The sequence below is a fragment of the Brevundimonas sp. genome (genome assembly GCF_016463485.1).
GTDB lineage: Bacteria > Pseudomonadota > Alphaproteobacteria > Caulobacterales > Caulobacteraceae > Brevundimonas.
The window spans coordinates 1-3,576 of sequence record NZ_JAEMRD010000215.1; the positions used below are offsets into that span (position 1 = coordinate 1).

The 3,576-nt window shown below is 68.3% G+C and carries 4 protein-coding genes; 3 read left to right on the forward strand and 1 reads right to left on the reverse strand.

Annotated features, from left to right (window positions below; all coding sequences use genetic code 11):
• The 3 genes from rfaE2 to JHC99_RS17970 all read left to right on the forward strand — a co-directional run.
• A partial coding sequence (gene rfaE2, locus JHC99_RS17960; RefSeq protein WP_292156041.1) for a D-glycero-beta-D-manno-heptose 1-phosphate adenylyltransferase occupies window positions 1–522 on the forward strand: 522 nt, incomplete at its 5' end.
• Between the two features lie 5 nt (window positions 523–527).
• A complete protein-coding gene (gene rfaD, locus JHC99_RS17965; RefSeq protein ID WP_292156044.1) occupies window positions 528–1,517 on the forward strand; it encodes an ADP-glyceromanno-heptose 6-epimerase in 990 nt (329 codons plus the stop codon).
• Window positions 1,514–2,623: a DUF3089 domain-containing protein gene (locus JHC99_RS17970; protein ID WP_292156042.1), complete on the forward strand. Its 1,110-nt coding sequence runs from the start codon at window positions 1,514–1,516 to the stop codon at window positions 2,621–2,623. The genes rfaD and JHC99_RS17970 overlap by 4 nt, the downstream gene beginning before the upstream one ends.
• A gap of 68 nt (window positions 2,624–2,691) precedes the next feature.
• On the opposite strand, the gene JHC99_RS17975 is transcribed toward JHC99_RS17970, so the two are convergent.
• On the reverse strand, window positions 2,692–3,576 hold an 885-nt coding region (locus tag JHC99_RS17975; protein WP_292156043.1), incomplete at its 5' end, for a helicase-related protein.

The window sequence follows — 3,576 nt, forward strand, 5'->3', positions numbered from 1 at the left end:
ACCGAACTGATCGACGCGGAGATGAGCCAGCACGCATCGCTGGCCCACGCCAAGGTGACGCCGCTGGACGACCTGGCCGCTCAGGTCGAGGCGTGGCGGGCGATGGGGCTGAAGGTCGGCTTCACCAACGGCTGTTTCGACATCCTGCACCGGGGGCACGTCGCCTATCTGGCCCAGGCGCGGTCATGGTGCGACCGGCTGGTCGTCGCGCTGAATACCGACGCCTCGGTCAAGCGGCTGAAGGGTGAGGGCCGGCCGGTTAATGACCTGGACAGCCGCGCCGTCGTCATCGGCGGTCTGGCCAGCGTGGACCGGGTGACCAGCTTTGACGACCCGACGCCCATCGCCCTGATCGAACGGCTGAGGCCCGACGTGCTCATCAAGGGGGCGGACTATACGCGCGAAGGGGTCGTCGGTGGCGATCTGGTCGAGAGCTGGGGTGGCGAGGTCCGTCTGGCGGCCTTCCAGGACGGCTATTCGACGACGAAGACCATCGAGAAGCTGTCGGGAGACACGACATGAGGAAGATGATCGTCGTCACCGGCGGGGCGGGCTTCATCGGCTCCAACATCGTCGCCCGGGTGACGGCCGAGGACGCGTACGACGTGGTGGTCTGCGACCGGCTGGAGACCGCCGATCTGGCCAAGTGGAAGAACCTGGCCAAACACCCGATCGCCGACTTCTGGGCCCCCGAAGACCTGTTCGAGATGCTGGAGCGTCATGCCGAGGTCATCGAGGCCGTGGTGCATATGGGGGCGATATCGGCGACGACCGAGCCGGACGCCGACCTGATCCTGAGGACCAACTTCACCCTGTCGCGCGACCTGTGGGACTGGTGTTCGATCCGCGATGCTCGGTTCATCTATGCCTCGTCGGCGGCGACCTATGGCGACGGACTGGACGGGTTCGAGGACGACGATAGTCTTTCGGCCCTGTCGGCACTCCGGCCTCTAAACGCCTATGGATACTCGAAAATGCTGTTCGATCAGTATGCAGCGCGTCAGTCGGATCGGGGACAGTCGCCCAGCCAGTGGGCGGGGCTGAAGTTCTTCAACGTCTATGGCCCCAACGAGGGTCACAAGGGCACGATGAAGTCGGTCGTGGCCCAGATCTGGCCCAAGGTCGCGGCGGGCGAGACCGTGACCCTGTTCCGCTCCCACAACCCCGACTATGCCGACGGCGGCCAGATGCGGGACTTCGTCCTCGTCGACGACGTGGTCGATATCGTCGCCTGGCTGCTCGAAAGCCCGCACGTCTTCGGGGTGTTCAACGCCGGTTCGGGACAGGCGCGGTCCTTCCTTGATCTTGCCAACGCCACCTTCGCGGCGGCGTGCAAGACGCCGTCGATCGCCTACGTCGATACGCCCGAGGTGATCCGCGACAAGTATCAGTACTTTACCGAAGCCCGGATGGAGCGGCTGCGCGCCGCCGGCTATGCCGGCCAGTCCACGCCGCTGGAAGAGGGTGTCCGGCGCTATGTGCAGGACTATCTGGCCACCCCGGACCCCTGGCGGTGAAACGGTCTCGCCTGACCCTGAGGCAGACGATCGGCTGGGCCGGTTTCGCCCTGGTCGGGCTTCTGGTCGTGGCCGTAGGGGTATGGCGGGGCGACATCCTGAGGGCCGCGCTGGATCCCCAGGTGCCGTTCCAGACCTATGAGCCGCCGGCCGCCCCGGACTATGCTCGTCCCGACAACTGGGCCCTGCTGGACGCGCGGGCACCGGGCGCGGGGTCGGCCGCCGTCTTTTTCGTCCACTCGACTACCTATGACGGCGGGCGGGAGTGGAATGGGCCGATCGATGACCGCGAGGCCGACGCCTACCTGAAGCGGGTGGTGACGCCCAACTACGCCGGGCCGTTCGAGCGGTCGGGCGCGGTCTCGGCGCCCCGCTACCGACAGGCCAGCCTCTATACCCGGCTGACGCTGCGGGCGGACGCGCGGGACGCCCGCGCCTTTGCGTATCGCGATATCGCGGCCGCCTTCGACGCCTTCGTCATCGCCCATCCGACCGGGCCGATCGTCCTGGCCGGGGTGGAGCAGGGCGGAGAGCTGATCGACCGGCTGGTGCGTGAGCGGATCGCGCCCGACTCGGCGCTGAGGCGGCGGTTGGTGGCGGCCTATCTGATGGACACGATCGTGGCCGTCGACAGCCTCAGTCCCGCCGTGCCGGGTTGCGGGTCGCGCCGGCAGGTGGGCTGTGTCGTCGGCTTCTCCCAGGTCGGGGACGACGACAACGGCGCGGCGGCGCGGCGGCTGCGTCGGGCCCTGGTCTGGAACGGGAAGGGCAGGCTGGTTGAGCTCAATGGCCGGGCCGCCCTCTGCGTCAACCCGGTGACCGGCAGTCCGTCGGACGAGCTCGTGTCGGCGCGACGGCACCTGGGCGCGGCCAATGCGACGGGGCTGGAATGGGGGGTCCGCCCGGCGTTTCTGGACCGCCAGGTGACGACCCAGTGCCGGGACGGCCTGCTTCGCCACAGCTTCCCAAAGTCGGAAGCCTTCAAAGAGGTCGGGGACTGGGCCGATCGCCGAAAGGCGCGTCAATACAACCTGTTCTATGCCGACATTGAGGCCGACGTGCAGGTTCGGCTAGGGGCCTGGCAGGCGCTAAACCCAGCAGGATGATATGCCTTTCGTCATCCTCCGATCTCGCTACGCTCGCCGGAGGATGACGAAAGAAAAGTAGGGAACGGCTAATCCAGTCCCGTTCGGTCGTTGCGCCAGTCGAACAGGGCTTCCAGCACCTGAACCGCTTCCCCACGCGGCGACGTAAGGTCGGGGTCGCGGCCCAGCACCAGCCGGGCATCGTCGGCGGCCGCCAGCATCAGGCCGCGATGCCGGATCGGGTCGGCGAAGCGGTAGGCGGGAAAGCCGCTCTGCTTCAGGCCCAGCGGATCGCCACCGCCGCGCAGGCGGAAATCCTCCTCGGCGATCTCGAAGCCGTCCTCGGAGCGGCGCAGGGTCTCCAGCCGTTCGCGGGCCGTGTCGCCCAGTCCTCCGTCCGTGCCGCCACCGCCGTACAGCAGGATACAGGCGCTGGACTTGGCCCCGCGTCCGACCCGGCCGCGCAGCTGGTGCAGTTGGGCCAGGCCGAAGCGGTCGGCGTGTTCGATGACCATGATGGAGGCATTGGGCACATCGACGCCGACCTCGACCACGGTGGTGGCGACCAACAGGGGCAGGCGGCCGTCGGCGAAGTCGGCCATGACGGCCTCGCGCTGCGCCCCCGGCATCTGGCCATGAGCAAGGCCGACCTCGAGCCCCAGGATTCGGCGCAGGTCGGCGGCGCGTTCCTCGGCGGCGGCGAGATCAGAAGCCTCGCTTTCGGCGACCAGCGGACAGATCCAGTAGGCCTGGGCCCCGCCCTCGATCGCGGCCTTTAGTCGGGCGGCGACCTCGCCGATCCGGGCGAGCGGCAGAACGGCGGTGGCGACCGGGGTACGGCCCGGCGGCTTTTCCATCAGGCGGCTGACGTCCAGTTCGCCGTACTGGGTCAGCTCCAGCGTCCGGGGGATCGGCGTCGCCGACATGGTCAGCAGGTGGACGCCGCCGATGCGGGGATCGCCCTTGGCCTGAAG